The organism is Francisella sp. AG1 (assembly GCF_057683165.1).
The window spans coordinates 1,599,823-1,616,734 of record NZ_CM173135.1; the positions used below are offsets into that span (position 1 = coordinate 1,599,823).

Sequence of the window (16,912 nt, forward strand, 5' to 3'; positions counted from 1 at the left end):
AAGAGCTAACAAAACTCTCTGATGTGCAAAATAGCTATTTTTTAAAAAATGCCATTCAAATAAATACTTATTATAACAAATAATCGATATTATCCGCGTTATCAAAAGCATCTAAAACTAAATCAAGATTTATAGAAAAACCAAAAACCTTAAAAACTTCCGCAAGCTTATCATTTAAGACAAGATCTTTCATATCATTATTATACCTTAACTGCTCCACAGGGCTTAACTTCTTTGATAAGTCTAAAAAAACCTCTGATATATTAGCCCTTTTCAAAAAATTTGCTTGCGCTATATAACCATCTAGCTGAAAGCCATTAGCAACTATTGCTTCTGCAACTGCAGTAAAATCAACATGCGCAGTAATATCTTGCTCACCAATATTAATAAATGGATCAAAATTCACTTCGTGCTTATAATAACATGCTAATGTTCCCATTTTTCTATCTTTAGAATAATATAAATCTCGGTGATACCCATAATCACACAAAAAAACCATCCCTTGAGATAAAGAATCTTTTAAGGCTGCAATCCATGGCCCTACCCAAGTATTTAACTCGCTAGTATAACCTTCCTCAAAAGTTATATCATCTTGAATAATCCGGCTTACCTCATCATTAAAGCGTTGATCATTCTTTAATAAATCAGAGAGTTTAAATATACCATCGACCATATCAACACCTTGCTGAATTAGTTGATTATTTTTAACTTTAAAAATATCTACTGGCATAGCATCCAACACTTCATTAGCAAAAACCACGGCTTTGATTTTTTCTTTAGGCAGACAATTCAACCAGTTAAATTTATCATATAAATGAGGGATATTCTTCTTAATATACTCCTGCTGTCTAAGTTTTAAATCAGCACTTAATTCAATGATTATATACTTTTCTGGTAATGTTCCTAATCTATCAAGCTCGCCCATACAATCACTAGCAAACTTACCGTTACCTGCACCAAATTCAACAACACTTGTATCACATCCAAGCTTAGAAAGTACCAACATAAACTGTCTTGCAAAAGTGCACGCAAACAAAGAAGTTTGCGATGTTGTAGTTATAAAATCACCTTTAGAAGAAATTTTTTCTTTACTAGATGAATAATAACCAAGCTCTGGAAAATATAATGCAGCTTGCATAAACTCTCGGAAAGAGAAATCATTTTTATTAGACTTGATTTTGTCTATTAAGATATTTTTTAGAGTCATATAGAGCTTTAATATGATAAAAATTAGACATATTTTAGACTGAGTGCTGATTTTAAGCAAAAATTATATGACATTACTAAAAAAAAACATTAGAATCTTATCTCAAAGGATTATTATTAGTTATAAATAAATGAGCGTTATAAACACATATCCAATAGGTATTACAGGTGGCATTGCTAGCGGTAAATCTACAGCAACAAAAATATTAAAAGAAAAACTTGATCTTAATATAGTTTGTGCTGATACAATTAGTAGGGAGATTACCAAAAAGCCCTCTGTTATCAAAAAAATTGCTGAGAAATTTGGTAGTGAAATAGTTATAAACAAGCAAATAAATAGAGCGATGCTTAGAGCTATTATTACTGAATCTAAAGAAGCTAAAAAATGGCTTGAAGATTACCTTCATCCGGTTATAAACAGAGAGATAAAGAAACAGGTTAGAGAGTCAGACACTGCAATGACTATAGTTGACATCCCTCTACTTGGCCCATATAACTTCCGTCATTATGATTACTTAAAAAAAGTAATTGTTCTAAAGGCTGATCTAGAAACTAAAATTAGAAGACTTATGGAACGCGATGGTAAAGATAGACAGCAAGCCGTAGCTTTTATAAACTTACAAATATCCGATAAAGAAAGAGAAAAAATAGCTGATTTTGTAATAGATAATACAACACTAAGTGACGAAGAGTTAGAAAATTCATTAATTGATGTGATTAATGACATAACCAACTTGACTAACTAAAAATAAGTATTTATAATACCTCTCATCTTTTGCACCCATAGCTCAACTGGATAGAGTACTCGGCTACGAACCGAGCGGTTAGGGGTTCGAATCCCTTTGGGTGTGCCATAGTGTATAAAATAAATATCTCTGCAAACCTTTAAATACAATACTTTTAGAGATATTTATATTTAACTTATATTTTTAATAGGTAACAAATAGGTAATATACTTACTTATTTTACAACTAAATACCTAAACCTCTCTGCCTAATATCATTAGTTAATTTTTCACGACACAATATATTTTATATAATTATATATATTAATATATTTTCTTATATGGTTATGTCACTTAATATAGTTAATTTATGCTTGCCTTTAATGGGAGCTGAAAAAGTAAACTCTATCCAAGATGATGATTGGGCTAAAGTTATTAATGCTATAGTTCCAAGCATGTATAGCTATCTATTAGAAGATCATAATTGGTCTTGGGCAGTCGAATATAGGACACTCAATAGATTATCTACAAATAATAACCCTAAGTACAAGTATGCCTATGAAATACCAAATAACTTTCTAAGAATAGTTAGAGTTTATTATGCTAACTCTGGATATCATAATTATGATACTTATGAAAATGATTATCAAATAAAAGGCAATTCTCTATATAGTAATAAAGAATACATAACTATCGAATATATAATAGGCAATTATAATATAGATACTACACCACAATCATTTAAATTAGCTTTAGCTTATAAAATTCTTTCAGAAGTTAGCGCTTCATTGATGAATAACCCTACTTTATTACAACACTATACACAAAGAGCTAGTATAGAGATTAGTAATGCTATTAGTATTGATGCTACTAATAATGGCAAACTAAGAAAATTTAACTATATAGAAAGGTATAGATAAATGGGAATTATAAAGCAGAATAGTTGGATAAGTGGAGAGATAAACCCTGATCTTATATCAGCATCAAATAATAGATTATATTATTCTTCTGCATTAGCTATAGAAAATATGTATTTAACCAAATCACAAACACTTAAAAGGATGTTAAGCACACGCAGAGCTGATAGTACAGATTTATCATCATATCTTACATTTTCAGCGGAATATTTGGGAAGTAACTATTTCTTTGTAGTTGACTATTATAATAAAACTAATAAAACGGGTATTAGTGTACAAGTATTATCGAGGAATAATGACGGTGATTATGTACTTTTAAGTGGTTATTCTAATGCAACCAAGTCTAAGGTATTGGATTATGTAGTCTTTGAAAATAAGATTATCTTCACTCATATTAATCAAAAACCAGCTTATTATTCTTTTAGTAGCGCAGGAATAACATCTGCATCAGACTTTATATTTTCTCACCAACCTACTATGGATTTTGGCAAATTTAACTATTCTTATTTCAATTTCTTTTTTGAGAAATTAGATAATACTGATGAAAATTCATCAGTAAAATGTACAGTTACAGGTGGTGGTTCGGGTGCTTTATTTAACAAACAAAACTTATGGATTGGCGGAGCTATATATTCATTAGGAACAAATACAAGCGATTATTTAGGATATGGAATAATTCAGAGTATATCAGTTATTGGTGATACCGTAACTTTAATTTTATCCGTGATTCATAGTTTCGACTTAGTTACTACTAATGGTAATAGAGTATCATTACAACAAGTAATTTTTTACAATGATACTCAATACCCTAAAAAAGTAAGCTTTTTTGGTGGACGACTATATTTTGCTAATACTAGAGATTTACCAATGTTAATATGTGGATCTAAAATAAATGTTATTAATAATTTCAATGTAGGTAAAGGATTACCAGCAGAGGCTATAGTTTATGTTCTCAAAGAAAGTAGTAGCTCTGAAATAATGCATATAACAGGTCTTAAAGGATTATTTATATTTTCAGATAGTCATGAACATTTAGTATTACAAGCAGTAGATGAAGGTATTACACCACAAAACTTTATATCAACAAAGTTATCTGACTTTGGATCATCAAATGTAAAACCTAAAGTATATAATAATAATGTATACACTGTAGATAAAACAGGTAAAAGAATTATTTCTTTTGCTCCTGATGGAACAATAATTAACGTTACAGAGGGAATGTATATTAAGGATAATATTAAACAATTAGATGTGTTAGATAGTAGTCTTATGAATCAGAAGGCTCTAACATTCATCTATGAAAATGATTATTTCTTAAATCTTATTATTAGTACTGGTCAATATCATGGATTATTTAAAGTTAAAATATCACCATATATTATTGGCAATATCGCTATTAATAAAAATGGTTATATTGCTAACATACAAGAAACCAACGCCAATGAAAGCGGAATCTATGAATTAATATCCAATATATCAGGCTTAACATCTATTATTTATTCTGAAAGTGTTACCTTTCCTCTATCTTGTGATGGGTATTTATATAATGAAACTACTAACGATTATTTATTTATAGAAAAAAACACATCACCAACTATACCTACTGGATATACAAAGTTTGGTTTTAAAAATGATGTCTATGTTAAGTCTGTACCTATGTATGGTAATAATCAAGGAGAGTATTTTTTTAATAAAATATCTAGTTATTACATTGCCTATTATAACAGTTCAAGATTTAAAGTTAATGGCAATATTGTAGCTAGAAAAGATATAAATGAATTATCATCTACGCAAGCTAGTTTAAAAACTCAATCAGAAATTATACGATCTTCTAACAAAAACAATCAAAGAAAACATATAAAGATAACTAGTGAATATCCCTATAACATAGAAATTCTATCTTATGGGGTTAATATTAATTCTTACATAATGGGGTGAAAAATGTTTATCAAACAAGAAATAGGCGACGGAGTTACATTAGAATTTTCATTTTCTTTTCAGATTCCTAAAGGTGCATTAGTTAACGTATATAAAACTCTTTCAGGAAACACACCTAATGAGATTGATGACTTATTGCCAAATACAGTCTATAATTTAATATATACTGATACAGAATCTGATTTTACAGATGGTAAAATAGTTTTTAATGTAGCCCCTGCTATTGGTGATTATATTACTATTACGCCTTTATCTAATGGCAACACAGATATTGATTTCACATCTCAAAATGAACTATCAGCAGATAACCTTAACTTAGCATTAGCTAGACACACTACACCAATTAACTATAGTTTTAGTTTGTATGACGACAGATCAGTCAGATATGCTATTAATGTTAAACAAGATCAAATAAACTCATATAATACACTACTAACTCCTTTGACAGATGGCGGTTTTTGGCGTAGAAGTGGGGATACTATTATTTCATCTAGTTATGAAGAATTAAAAGATGAATTAGAGAATGAGTTAGCCAAAGACTTAATAAGATATACAAATGATTCTTATAACTGGGCAAATGCTGATATTAATATAATATATACAGATCATACAGGAAGAAAAGGATATAGCTCATATAATGGGGCATATTGGTCAAATAAATGGGCAACTGCTGATGGAGAAATAACAGATCCATATGGCAATAAAGGTTATAGTGCATATCTTTGGGCTGTTAGAGCAGAACAATATGCAGCTATTCAAGGTGGAATTATTAAAGAAATTAGAGTTACAAATATTACAGGTAAAAAAGTAGACTTAATTGAATATAATGAACCATGGCAAAATGTTTTTTTAAATGGATTTAGTGTATATAAAAATGGTTTAAGATTATCTGAAAATATAGATTATTCAACAACTATTATAGGTGAACCAACACTAGAAAACCCTAGTTATATAACACTAACTTATTCTCTAATATCTAGTGATATTATCATAGTTACTAGATCTGAGGGTCAGGGAGAAGGTGGTATGATGAGTAGGGATAGTATAAATGCTATTATTACTAATGACTCTATTTTATGTGATAAGAATATGAGCAATGCATCATTAGCTACAGAATCTTCAAAAGGAGTATCTAAAATAGCTACTACTAAATTTGTAGAAAATGGTAATGATGATCAAGACTATATTACCCCAAAAAAATTAAAATATATATTATCAAAAATTTTAGAGCCTATAGGACAAGTGAATTATTTCTATGCCTCATCTGTTCCAAATAATTATTTAATTTTAGATGGGTCTCATTGGAGCAAAACTACTTATGCAGAGCTTTATAATACTGTTAAAGGTTTAGATAATGTACAAGAAGATGCTAATGATTTTTGGCTTCCTGATTTAAGAGGTAATTTTATTAGGACATTAAATACTAGTGAAACTGGAAGAGATAAAAAAAGACAATTAGGTAGTTTACAAGCTGATGATATCCTAAGGCATAACCATAAATATAATAGAGCTAAATACGGTGAGAATTGGTTTTTAGCAGGTTCTGGAAGTCAGCCAGTTATTAAAGCACAAGATAGTGATACAGATGTAACTACTTCAGTAGGTAATGAAACAAGACCATATAATATCGCTCTTTTAACATGTATAAAATATAAACTTTGGATATAACTTTATTATGAGAATTAATAAATTAGTTTATAAAATTTTAGGAAACAGTGATGGAATTAAATTACTAGAAGAACTTCAAAAATCTTTATTCCATGAGACGCCAAGAGATATTGCAAATACTAACGACTTTATTTTTGTTGACGGTAAACGACAAATAATTAGAGACTTAATTAAAATCATAAAAATTGAGGAAAATAATCATGAGTAATGAAACAAATCAAAACGCTAACAATTCAGAAAATAATACTACTAACCAACCACAAGAGCTTATTATGGGTAAATATAAGTCGCAAGATGATCTAATATATGCATTCAAAGAGCTTAAAAATAGTTATGATAATATTTCTCAAAATAAGAATACTTTTACTGTACCTAGCGAATATAAAACACCTGATAACTTTTCTTTGATTGATAGTAAAATTATTGAGCCATCAAAAGATAAAGCTCAAAAAAGAGGATATACTCAATCGCAATATGAGAATCTTTTAGCTTCAAACTTAGAAAAACAGAATAAAATAAAAGAATCTGCTAAATCAAGAAATGAAAAATATGGAGAAAAAATAGAGCTATTATCTTCATTTATTCATGAAGAGTTGGGGTTAGATGAATCAGTTATAGATAAATTTGATAATGAGAGTATTGATAAGCTTTTACAGTATAGGGAAAAATCAATATCTACAAATACAGATATTGGTTCAAATGGGTATAGTGGTAAATTATCCAACGAAGATGCGCATACAGCTTACATGAATGCTGAAAATGCTCGCAAAATAGGTGACATGGTAGGATTTGAATTTCACTTAAATAGATATAAGGAAATATCAAATAAGCTTAGAGGTTAATAGTATGCTTAAAAACGATGATATTCTAAAAGATTTAAAAGACAGGTTTGATAATGCTTTTGAACATACTACTAATTTTTTAGATGAGTTAGTAGAGGCTACAAGATATGCAGTTCCAAGTGCAGATGGTTTAAATGTCTTATATCAGTACGATGATAACGGTAAATATCAATATTATGAAATACATAACAATAGTACTCAAATTGCAGCAGATCAAAGAGCGTCACAATTTCACTCTTTATTGCTTCCAGCAGGGACAAAATGGATAGAAATTTACAATGATGGCAATTATGATGATGAAACTTCAAATAAAGTATATGAAATACTACAAAAATCTAATATATCATCCGTAGCCCATTCAATGTTTCTTGATTTAACTATTGGATGTGCTGGCGTATGGATTGATAGCTACTCAAAAGATGAGCCTTTAGTATTTAAAAATATAACTGGTGTTGCCATAATGCCTGAATATACTGATGACAGTAAGCAAGATAATGTCTGGTTTAGAAGAGTTATATCTAAATTACAAGCTGAAAAATACGGTTGTAAAAATCCTGATGATGATAAAAATTATATTACTTGTGGTTTTATTTTAAATAGAGATAAGAATAACAAACCTATATATAATGTAAAAGGACATGAAAATAAAAAATGGCTATATATAACTATCGTTAATGATAATTGGAACGAACCTTTACAGTTAGAATCTAGAAGATTTAAGCAGTTACATGTTATTAATGACACTATAAGGGCTGGTGAATCTAGGGGTAGAGGTATAGCTCTTAAAATGCTTAATGATATTATCTATCTCAACCAATTAAGCAAAGATTTGAAAAGAGCAATTAAATTTAAAGCTAATCCTCCAATACTATCTAATCCTAAAATTGGTGGCTTAGATTTTAGCAATATGAGTGGTGCAATCTTACCAAGCACATTAGCTCAAGATGGTATACCACTTATGCAACCAATGCAATGGGATATGGATATACAATCTATCAAAATGCAAGAACAATCAATGGAGGAGAAAATACAAGAGGCTTTTAATGTTAGTCCTTACGGTAATGTAAATCAACCACCCGCTAAAACGGCAACTGAAATAAACGCTAGAGAGTCTAATTATCAAAGACAATCTACAACAGATATATCTAGATTAGTGTATGATTTAGACGGACTATTTAAAACATGTATGCAAATGTTACAAGAATGGGGTATTGTCCCTAAAGGTAAAGATATTTCTTTCAAAAATCCTTTAATACTATCTGACTATCAAGAACAATTAAATAATTTAGTTACATATAGACAAGTCATGAATCAGGTAGTAGACCCTCAGGCAGCAGTCATGTTTAATGACCCTAATGCTATTGATAACTACGTTAAAGATAAACTATTAATACCTAAGTCATTAAATAGTTCTGATCAACAGAAACAGCAAATGAATGCGACTATGCAGCAAATGGCACAACAACAAAAATCATCGCCAACAGATCAGCCTCAAGCTTTAGAGCCTACACAATTTAATCTTAGTGATGTAGCACAATCTAGAGGTTTTGGTGTTTCTTAATATTATAAGCTAAATAATAGTATATAAGCTCCTGAAAATATGTACAATGCTTCACAAAATATTGAAGAAATTAAAATAAAATTACTAAAGTCAGAAGCTCCTATAAAGCTCATGTCCATAGACATATCAATGATACCTACTAATAATAATATAAAAGCATAAATAATATTTAATTTTGGTAGTTTTCTTATATTGTTTCTATATACGGCGTAAATACCTACACCAGCCATGAGTATAACTGTTATTATTGCTTCAAGTGCTGAAGATATTGTATATGCTTTAGGGTGTTGTACAAAATACAAAAACCACATTGAACTTAAACTCGAACATATTGTTATTAAAATATTTCTTAAATTATTATTTTTAATTGTTTTTACCACAGTTACTATTTTAAATATTTTTGCTAATATTAATATCCATAAACCAATATCAATAAAAACATATTTTTTGTTTTTAAATTTAATATATCTATTATTCATAGCCTCTTAAACCTAATTATAAGAGAGCAATAGATTATTGATACATCAGATATTAATCCAAAGTCTTTATATGAACTATAATAGTTTAATATTAAATATAAATCATAGATTAAATACACCAAACCATAAACTAAAAAATACCAAAACAAAAGTTTTTTGACTTTATAGAAGTTATGCTTATTTCTAATTGCATATGTACAAATTGCAATACCTATAGGGGAAGTTATTAGATTCATTATAAATATATGAAGTGGATAGCTATCAATATCCCATAACGAAGTACCAATCCAAAAAAAACATAGGAATATAAACCATAAAAGTATATATTTATTTTTCATGTTTAGTTTCCTTCTTATGTTTTCTATATCCGAGTAATTTACCTAACTTATAGAATATAACTGATATAAATACTCCCAAAAAAATGCCTATCCAACTTTGTAAAACTAAAAATAATTGGTTTGAAATAGGTATCCGATTAAAAACTTTTTGAGCTTGTGCTATATACTTATTTTCTTTATTATCTTTATTAGTTGTGGATGTTATAGACTTATTACTATTATCTGTATGAGTTCCACCAAAATTAGTTGAGCTAGTTCCTTGATCTATCTTTGAATCATAATTTAAGTCTTTAGATTTAATGTTTGAATTGTCATAATTCCTTGCTTTATTAGCTCCAGCAATTAAATTAACCTTTGCTTTAATATCTCTACCTGCACCATTACCACTATTAGCAGAATGACTTGAATTACTTTGATTACCTTTACTATAACCAAAACTAGGTAATAGCTTACCTACAGTACCACAAGAACATAGTAGTAAGTATAGACAAATTATTAGATATTTAGCGTGTCTCATCTATATCTTACCTAGTACCTCTACCATCATAAAACACTCAGATAAATTATTATTCCCTGCATACCATTGCACGATTGTTCCGCCAGTTTTTCTTAATTCAATAATCGTATCTGCAGTAGCTTGTACAATAGCAAAACTTGGGACACTATCTACATTAGTATCAGAGTTAGGCATAGCAAAGCTATTGCCGTATGTTCCTATTTGAGTAGCCGTAGATGTAACATCCCAAATAGAAAAACCAAAATAAGATGCAGTTCCTGTGGAAGTAATGAATCCAGTGACTTTATAATAATATCCTGCCTTTAAATTAACTCTTCCTATACAATTAACCCCAGTTGACGTTGCATAAGCAGATGTTCCTAAAGTCTGTAGAGAATTAGGGTCTATATTTATTCTAGTTGTATTAAAAGGACAATGATCACCATTACTCATATTAGTTGATACGTTAGAACTTAATTTATATATTGCATAGCTAATAGGTAATCTAGCATCAAGTTCATCAATAGCATTTTGTACTGTTGTTGATGTTATGTCTCCGCTAGGAGTATTAGTAACTTGTGAGGCATTATAGTCTCCATTATTAGCAGTAACTACACCAGTACGACCATGAACTGTTGTAACATCATCATTATTATCAAACTTAGTCCAGTTATTAGCATATGTATTTTTACTAGGGTGATCAATTCTTGCCGATAACTTATCGCCTACAGTAAAATCTATACTATCAACAGTACCTGCAACATCAACATAATATGTATCACCCTCTTTAGCTCCACTAGGAAATGAACCACTTGAAGCATCCCAAGTACCGGCAGGCTTATACACACCTGATACTTTTTCATCAACATAACCTTTAACTGAGAACTCACTAGGTATCTTTTGCTTAGAATTACTAGCTAATGTTATATCATCTACTATTGCTGTAGCATCTATAACTTTACCTACCGTTTGTGCTTCTATATCACTTCCAGTAGCTATATCAGATACATTTATTTTGTCATTTAAAGAGTCATTTAAGTCAGTTTGATCTGACAATGTTCCTAAAATCTGACCCCAATTAATACTACCTGAAATAACTATATCTAATTGAGAACTTGTAGAATTAAATAAGTATGCACCTACAACATCAGAGGAACTAATATGCAACATATCTTTATCATTAAAATTATCTGATAAATAAGAAGAAGATAAAAGTTCAGCAAATGTACCAGTATACTTTACTACATAAAAATTACCTGTACCTATTGGTAAATTACCCTGAACAGCAGGAGAAAAAATAAATTCAGACATAACATAACACTCCTTTAAAATTTATTTATGTAGCATGAGAGTATAGTTTAAGTGTAAACCCTGTATCTACTTTATATAGATCACTACCATCATTAAATGTAAGCATTAAAATATCACCTACTTTAATTTCTTGACCCTCTAAAATTTCTTGTGTTAAATTTACAATGTCTGCTTGTGCAATATCAGTATCGCAAACAAATAAATTATTAGTTTTTTTGCCTAGCTGTCCTACAACCGTAGGGAATGCTATTAATGTAGTCATAATCATTATTCCTCACTATTAGTTAGTTTGTGGTATTTGATCGCATTCTATTTTGATAATACCCGTAGGATATACAATGCCGGAACCCATAGTTAGAGTAGTTACAATATTTGTTCTATCATTATTTGGGTCATTAACTATATTTGATCTTAAACGCTTGTTATAACCATTAACTATTGCGTCCTCAGAAATCATATATACTGCTGTAGACCCTGCAGCACCAGTAATACTGATAACATTAGAACCCTCACCACCAAGTTTTCTAATACTCATACCTAAAAGACTATCAAATTGCTCGTCAGGGTTTAAACTTAATGGTTGCGCTCTTCTGTAATCCCAATTTGTAAATCTATCATCATTAAATATATTTTTAATAGCTTTAGCATTTCCTACCAAATATATTTTAGAACGAATATCATAGCCGTTAGTTTCAAGCTGTGTTTGTCCATCAATTAACTGCCCTATAGATAAACCTGTAGTAGTTCCAGTAGCTGAATTTTTAGCTATTAAATTCTTTTTAGCAGCACTATATGTGCCACCTGTTACTGATAATAGTTTTATTGAGTCTACTTCTCTAGCTGCTGCATGAACATGTGATCTGAAAAAACCTTGTACTTTATCATAAGAAAATAAAGTAGCGTTACTGTCTCCAACAGATGATTTTAAAGACCTGTCATAAGGTGTTATTTTAACTGATCTAGTACCGATATTTGTAGATGGAAGATCACCTGATGTAAAACCTCTATCTATCATTTTAGTAGTTCCTATTACAGGAATATCAAGAGAAGTACCGACCATATCATAATCTTGACCTATACCCATTAAGTATTGTCTATTTTGATATTCTTGCCTTGCGACATCTAAAAACATTTGTGACGCTGTTGTGGTGTCTACCATATTTGGATTTACAGCCATAATTATTACCTCTTTTTTTATTGTTAAATATAACCCTGTATTTAAAACATACAGATACAATTATTTTATTATTTGAATTTGATTTTTTTTAGAATAAAAACGGCTTTTATCAAGGTATCGTTCTTATATTGAATGAGGGCTTTTGATATTAAAGGTATCTTATAAAATAAGGCTTTAATATGTAATAAAGGTATCCTTTACTTTTAAGATATAAAATAAATTGTGTTGTGACAAATTTAATTTGAATTATTTTGATAAAATTTATAAGATGATTGACCCAACTGACCAAAAGGGGTAACCCCAGCAATAGCTTTAACTACTTTATTAATATCTGAATCTTGATCTTTAGTTGAGTAATAAGAGTTAGAAAGTATTGAGTCAGTATATTTAGAATGTAGTCCATGATATATATTACTAATTTCGCTAAACATAGGATTAATTAATGGGTTAGAGCCTGATTTATCACCAGTCATAAGAGACATTAATATCATCCCTGGTCGACTAACTTGTCCTAAAGCAGATTCTCCTATAAAAGCCATTCCATGCTTGAAACTATCAAATGGATTATATATTTGCCCTGTATAAATGACATTCATTAAATAATTTAAGCTCATATTGGCAGGTAATCCCATTAATGAATAAGTTAAAGCAGTGCTTACCATTTGAGATTTAGTGTTAGCATTCTTTAATACACTTAAAAGTTGTTGGGTAGTCTTGATATGATAATTAACAAAGAAATTAAGAAATGCTTTAGTAATAGGCTCTTGTATCTTAAGTAGCGGTGTTGGCGTAATATCTAATGGTACTGCTGACATATCAGAATTATATTTTAATAAATATAAATTATCTCTAACCTTTTTGTCTTTGACATCCTCAATAACTCCTTGAGAATCGATAACGGATTGCTTCATTTCTTTAAGTTCATCATGAGATAAACCTAAAGACTCCATCCTTTCTAAAAACCCACATGGATTATTAAAATCTAAATTAGACAAGGTTTTAACATTAGACATCCAAGTAGCGTATCTGTGTGCATTATCCATTCTTATTTGAGGTTCATACATGAAACGTCTATTAATAACTTCAATACCTCTCCAAATACCTTTGTCTTGCATTTCCACGGTATCATGTAAACTTTCATAGTCTGCAATTTCTCCCATAAGTTCAGATATTTTAGTCATCTGTCTTTTTGCGGAACCTAGTAGCATTGAAGTTGTAGCTTCTTTTGACATTTTAGCACTCGTTATTGTCGAATCTAAAAAACCTTTAACCACCCTACCAAATGTATTAGAAGTGTCTCTGAAAAAATCTAATTGATTATTTTTAGCTATCTCTAAAGCTTTTGAACTAAAGCTATCAACCATTGACCACATCGGCAATATTACAGCCCTAGAAGCTATTAATAATGATTTATATCTTTTTAATCCCCTAACAACAGCCATTTGTTTCTCTGTACTTGTTAAATATGAACCTAAAAATAAATCAATATAAGAATCAGCATGCTCTCTTGTGAATCCATCTTGAAATACCTCATTAGGCAAAAATCTCATAGTAGGAACATATCCCATAGTATCACGTATAACATTATGAGAAATAAAAGACTTAGCTGACTTAATATAATTTTCTACTGGCGATTTACTAACGGACCAGTCGCTAATGAAATCAGTGAAATTATCATTATCTTTAAATGTAATTTTATGTATAGATAACTTTGGTTTTCTGCCACGTTTAACAGAATCTTTAAACTCATTAAGTAACTTATCATAGCTTCTTGATATTGCTATATCTCTAGCTTGAAGCATAAAATCAAAGCTGTCATTACTAGAAAATAATCTTCTAAATATATTTTTATTTAAAATGTCTTCATATTTTAAACTATCAAAAGAACTATCATATAATGAACCTAACTCTTGTTTTAAATGCTTAAATAAATCCAATCTTTGCGAATCTCTAAATGAACCTACCGCACTTTCAATATCTTTTGAATCAAAACCATCTACTCTATCATCAAAACCTTTAAAGTTATTTAAAAGCATTTCTTCTGCATTAGAGTTATCTTTTAATGATGTTATAAATTCATCTAGATTAGCCCTCATCTTATCAGAGTTTATTTTAACAACATGCTCTAATTCACTATTAAAATATCTCTTTCCGATAGTTTCCAAATGTTTAGTATCCATATAGTTGCGTATATGATCTATAAAGCCTTTAGTTACATGGTTATTTATATCGTTATACTCATCGTCAGTAAGTTTATTAAACTCGTCAATATGTTTATATGATTTTCCGTAGCTAGCAAAGTTCTGTTCTTCTATGTGTCTTTTACCCCAAATAGATTCTTTTGTTGATTTTACAGTATTAATAAGCATATCTTTTAATAATGTTGGCTTCTTAACCAATCTATCTTTAAAAACTCTATTAGTAAGTGTTGATAGCTTATCAGTGACAGAATCTTTAGCCATTCTTTGATAATCTGACTTAATCGTATCTTTAACATCATTTAAAATCTTTCTATATTCAGCTAATAACTTTTTATCACCTTTAGAATATTCAGGTTTAGATTGTATTTCATTAATCTTAGCTACTGCTCCTGACTTTTTAGATACTTCTTTGTTTAATAAAGTTATTTCTGCTTCATTAAGCTCTAAATTAGTAATATGTTTTTCACATGCATTTTTATAACTCATAATAAACCTATTGATTATTAATTAAACAGATTATTAAATCCTCAAACTCTTGACTATCCCATTTCTTAGATAACTTAACAAAACCACTAGACATAGGATTCTTAAAATATTCAGCATTATTAGCAAAAGTTTTATTTATAAATTCATCTATAGTTTTAGCGTCATCTTTTGTATAGTTTTTAGCTATATCTAATACGCCACTTTTCCATAAAACAATATTTCTTTGTAACGCCTTTAATGCTTTAGTATCAGAATCTAAATTATGAGTATTAGAAATATGATATAAAGCTTCTAGCTTCTTGGCTGTAGTATCACCATTAGCACTAGCTGTTTTAATCTTATCTAAAGACTTAGCGGTTATATTCTCTGGTCTAAATTCTAGCCAATGTTCGCCAGTATCATTACTTATAGCACCAAATGAGCGGTAATCCATTTTAGTACCCTCTGCAATTTGCTCTTCCCACTTATCTAGTTTAGTTTTGGGTTCATCATTTAAGGCTTGTGTTAAAGATACCTTTTCAGCACCTCTAGTTTTAAGTATTTCTTGCCTTTCTTTTAAATCATTATTAACTAAAGCATGTAGGATAGGGTCTTTAAAGTCTCTTATCTCTCCATTATATTTAATTCCATTATCAAGCATTGATTGAACAGAATTAGCAGAAGTAAATAAACCACTTTTAGTTAAATAATCATCATCATCTAATAATCTTTGAATATTGATATTTATATTATCTAAATGATTAATATCTATATCAGATGTTTCGCTATTTTTTAGTAAATCATTACTATATTTATCTAAAATTCTATTAACATCTTCATTAGTAGCTGTTTTTATAGTTCCATCTTCGTTTTTTAATTCATCTATAGTGTGTGGTTGTGACTGATCTATAGGAATATCTTTCTTACTTTCTATAACTCTTGCAGCGTTTTTATTTGAATATCTAATATGTGCAGCTTGAGAAAGTGAAGCAATACCAAGACCTAAAGCACTACTAGCAACAAATGTTTTAGGGTCAACATGAACATTACCTTTTTGATCTAATGTAAGTGATTGTTGAGATGATATCGCCTCATTTATTCCTATATTTTTTGCATATTCTTTAGTTAAAAATGATTTGGGATATGTAAGATTATTTAAAGCATTAACAGCTACCTCATCACCAAGCTTGGCACTAGCAAGTTCAGGCGTAGCAGAACCTAAAGTAGCCACATCTATCGCAGCATAAGGTAAAGCACTAGCAATAAAGTTAGTTATAGGGTGATCTTGAGTATTAAATTCAGTATCAATATTATTTTTAGCTGAATTTGCAAAATTTTTCATTGCAGACTTGTATTCTGGTGAGAAAGTGTCTTGTGCATTAAATAACTTAGATATTCCATAAACTCCAAGCTGTGTTGCACCTAGTGTAAAGTCAAATAGACCTTTTGTTGTACCCCAAGCAGAACGATAAGCAGATTTTAAGACACCTATATGAGGGTCTTGCTGATCTAAAAAAGAGCTCTGTAGTTTAATACCCTCTTCTGCATTGGGTTTTAAGTAATCTAGTAAAGTAGGTTGGTACATTATA

At 29.6% G+C, this 16,912-nt stretch carries 15 protein-coding genes and 1 tRNA gene; 8 read left to right on the forward strand and 8 right to left on the reverse strand.

From position 1 onward, the window contains the following. Positions 1-70: 70 nt before the first annotated feature. Complete coding sequence (locus tag ACR0PV_RS08215) at positions 71-1,207, reverse strand: class I SAM-dependent methyltransferase (RefSeq protein ID WP_488172623.1); 1,137 nt, start codon at positions 1,205-1,207, stop codon at positions 71-73. A 130-nt stretch (positions 1,208-1,337) separates the two neighbouring features. Between ACR0PV_RS08215 and coaE the strand changes: the two genes are divergently transcribed. The 8 genes from coaE to ACR0PV_RS08255 all read left to right on the forward strand — a co-directional run bounded on the left by coaE (position 1,338) and on the right by ACR0PV_RS08255 (position 8,856). Next, entirely contained in the window at positions 1,338-1,952 is a 615-nt protein-coding gene (gene coaE / locus ACR0PV_RS08220; RefSeq protein WP_488172624.1) for a dephospho-CoA kinase, read from the forward strand. A 31-nt stretch (positions 1,953-1,983) separates the two neighbouring features. Then, positions 1,984-2,060 (forward strand) — tRNA-Arg (locus ACR0PV_RS08225). Between the two features lie 211 nt (positions 2,061-2,271). Beyond that, complete coding sequence (locus ACR0PV_RS08230) at positions 2,272-2,850, forward strand: phage connector family protein (RefSeq protein WP_488172625.1); 579 nt, start codon at positions 2,272-2,274, stop codon at positions 2,848-2,850. Next, positions 2,851-4,785 carry a hypothetical protein gene (locus ACR0PV_RS08235; RefSeq protein WP_488172626.1) on the forward strand — a complete coding sequence of 645 codons (1,935 nt, stop codon included), beginning with the start codon at positions 2,851-2,853 and terminating at the stop codon, positions 4,783-4,785. It abuts the gene before it with no gap. A gap of 3 nt (positions 4,786-4,788) precedes the next feature. After that, positions 4,789-6,453: a phage tail protein gene (locus tag ACR0PV_RS08240; RefSeq protein ID WP_488172627.1), complete on the forward strand. Its 1,665-nt coding sequence runs from the start codon at positions 4,789-4,791 to the stop codon at positions 6,451-6,453. Between the two features lie 7 nt (positions 6,454-6,460). Beyond that, the gene (locus ACR0PV_RS08245; protein WP_488172628.1) at positions 6,461-6,661 is read left to right on the forward strand and encodes a hypothetical protein; all 201 of its coding nucleotides are present in this window, start codon (positions 6,461-6,463) and stop codon (positions 6,659-6,661) included. Continuing rightward, positions 6,654-7,295, forward strand: a complete 642-nt coding sequence (locus ACR0PV_RS08250) for a hypothetical protein (protein ID WP_488172629.1) — start codon at positions 6,654-6,656, stop codon at positions 7,293-7,295. The genes ACR0PV_RS08245 and ACR0PV_RS08250 overlap by 8 nt, the downstream gene beginning before the upstream one ends. Before the next feature lie 4 nt (positions 7,296-7,299). Continuing rightward, the gene (locus ACR0PV_RS08255; RefSeq protein ID WP_488172630.1) at positions 7,300-8,856 is read left to right on the forward strand and encodes a portal protein; all 1,557 of its coding nucleotides are present in this window, start codon (positions 7,300-7,302) and stop codon (positions 8,854-8,856) included. A gap of 2 nt (positions 8,857-8,858) precedes the next feature. On the opposite strand, the gene ACR0PV_RS08260 is transcribed toward ACR0PV_RS08255, so the two are convergent. From ACR0PV_RS08260 to ACR0PV_RS08290, 7 genes are all read right to left on the reverse strand, one after another. Next, positions 8,859-9,335, reverse strand: coding sequence for a hypothetical protein (locus tag ACR0PV_RS08260; protein ID WP_488172631.1), 477 nt, complete (start codon positions 9,333-9,335; stop codon positions 8,859-8,861). 327 nt (positions 9,336-9,662) lie between these two features. Then, complete coding sequence (locus tag ACR0PV_RS08265) at positions 9,663-10,190, reverse strand: hypothetical protein (protein WP_488172632.1); 528 nt, start codon at positions 10,188-10,190, stop codon at positions 9,663-9,665. Further along, on the reverse strand, positions 10,191-11,480 hold the full coding sequence (locus tag ACR0PV_RS08270; protein ID WP_488172633.1) for a hypothetical protein: 1,290 nt from the start codon (positions 11,478-11,480) through the stop codon (positions 10,191-10,193). A 25-nt stretch (positions 11,481-11,505) separates the two neighbouring features. Next, the gene (locus ACR0PV_RS08275; RefSeq protein WP_488172634.1) at positions 11,506-11,742 is read right to left on the reverse strand and encodes a hypothetical protein; all 237 of its coding nucleotides are present in this window, start codon (positions 11,740-11,742) and stop codon (positions 11,506-11,508) included. 18 nt (positions 11,743-11,760) lie between these two features. Next, positions 11,761-12,657, reverse strand: coding sequence for a phage capsid protein (locus ACR0PV_RS08280; RefSeq protein ID WP_488172635.1), 897 nt, complete (start codon positions 12,655-12,657; stop codon positions 11,761-11,763). Positions 12,658-12,893: 236 nt separating this feature from the next. Further along, positions 12,894-15,344, reverse strand: coding sequence for a hypothetical protein (locus ACR0PV_RS08285; protein ID WP_488172636.1), 2,451 nt, complete (start codon positions 15,342-15,344; stop codon positions 12,894-12,896). Positions 15,345-15,351: 7 nt separating this feature from the next. Continuing rightward, entirely contained in the window at positions 15,352-16,908 is a 1,557-nt protein-coding gene (locus tag ACR0PV_RS08290) for a hypothetical protein (protein ID WP_488172637.1), read from the reverse strand. Positions 16,909-16,912: the final 4 nt, after the last annotated feature.

Coding starts and splice junctions, on each gene's coding strand:
- ACR0PV_RS08255 (WP_488172630.1), top strand. CDS start 7,300: ATGCTTAAAAACGATGATATTCTAAAAGATTTAAAAGACAGGTTTGAT.
- ACR0PV_RS08290 (WP_488172637.1), bottom strand. CDS start 16,908: ATGTACCAACCTACTTTACTAGATTACTTAAAACCCAATGCAGAAGAG.
- ACR0PV_RS08260 (WP_488172631.1), bottom strand. CDS start 9,335: ATGAATAATAGATATATTAAATTTAAAAACAAAAAATATGTTTTTATT.
- ACR0PV_RS08250 (WP_488172629.1), top strand. CDS start 6,654: ATGAGTAATGAAACAAATCAAAACGCTAACAATTCAGAAAATAATACT.
- ACR0PV_RS08230 (WP_488172625.1), top strand. CDS start 2,272: ATGGTTATGTCACTTAATATAGTTAATTTATGCTTGCCTTTAATGGGA.
- ACR0PV_RS08215 (WP_488172623.1), bottom strand. CDS start 1,207: ATGACTCTAAAAAATATCTTAATAGACAAAATCAAGTCTAATAAAAAT.
- ACR0PV_RS08265 (WP_488172632.1), bottom strand. CDS start 10,190: ATGAGACACGCTAAATATCTAATAATTTGTCTATACTTACTACTATGT.
- ACR0PV_RS08235 (WP_488172626.1), top strand. CDS start 2,851: ATGGGAATTATAAAGCAGAATAGTTGGATAAGTGGAGAGATAAACCCT.
- ACR0PV_RS08270 (WP_488172633.1), bottom strand. CDS start 11,480: ATGTCTGAATTTATTTTTTCTCCTGCTGTTCAGGGTAATTTACCAATA.
- ACR0PV_RS08280 (WP_488172635.1), bottom strand. CDS start 12,657: ATGGCTGTAAATCCAAATATGGTAGACACCACAACAGCGTCACAAATG.
- coaE (WP_488172624.1), top strand. CDS start 1,338: ATGAGCGTTATAAACACATATCCAATAGGTATTACAGGTGGCATTGCT.
- ACR0PV_RS08285 (WP_488172636.1), bottom strand. CDS start 15,344: ATGAGTTATAAAAATGCATGTGAAAAACATATTACTAATTTAGAGCTT.
- ACR0PV_RS08245 (WP_488172628.1), top strand. CDS start 6,461: ATGAGAATTAATAAATTAGTTTATAAAATTTTAGGAAACAGTGATGGA.
- ACR0PV_RS08240 (WP_488172627.1), top strand. CDS start 4,789: ATGTTTATCAAACAAGAAATAGGCGACGGAGTTACATTAGAATTTTCA.
- ACR0PV_RS08275 (WP_488172634.1), bottom strand. CDS start 11,742: ATGACTACATTAATAGCATTCCCTACGGTTGTAGGACAGCTAGGCAAA.